Origin of the sequence: Aquimarina sp. RZ0 (assembly GCF_008370685.1) — a bacterium.
In the GTDB taxonomy this organism is placed as follows: domain Bacteria; phylum Bacteroidota; class Bacteroidia; order Flavobacteriales; family Flavobacteriaceae; genus Aquimarina.
Genome location: NZ_VTZU01000258.1, coordinates 1 through 534, shown reverse-complemented (window position 1 = coordinate 534; position 534 = coordinate 1). Strand labels below are relative to the sequence as shown.

Below are 534 nucleotides of genomic sequence, written 5' to 3'. Positions count from 1 at the left end.
TCTTTTCTAATTTATTACCTATAGCATCATATACATAGTTAATTGTATTTACGTGATTGATCTGTACTCTTGTCGGTAAATTTAAATGATTATAGCTAATATCCTGTATCCCTTTATTACGATCAATGATCATATTACCATTCAGGTCATAAACATAGTCATTATTGGTATTGGTACCATCCTTAAAACCAAAATCCTCATTTCCGGTATCGGTTACCTTTTGTAATTTATTGCCCTGATCATAGGTGTACGTTAGCTCATCTATATTACCAACATTACCATCAAAGAATCCAAATCTGGTCAAGTCAGAAATATTTCCGTTTTTATCATATCCTACAGTATTTAGACTATAATATGGTAAAGAGAAAGACGCTTTGGTAATCCTATTTAACGCATCATAATGATAACGATACGAACGTTTCGTGGTTCCATTATCATTAGCTGTTTTCCAGTGGGTTTCACTAATATTTCCATTATACAATAGCTCTGCTGCTCCCTGATATGGGTAAGTAGTAGGGTCACTGGTATTATAAC

General features: G+C 33.1%; 1 pseudogene. It reads right to left on the bottom strand.

Going from position 1 to position 534, the window contains the following annotated elements:
* Positions 1-534, bottom strand: a pseudogene (locus F0000_RS28055) (hypothetical protein); the annotation flags it as partial.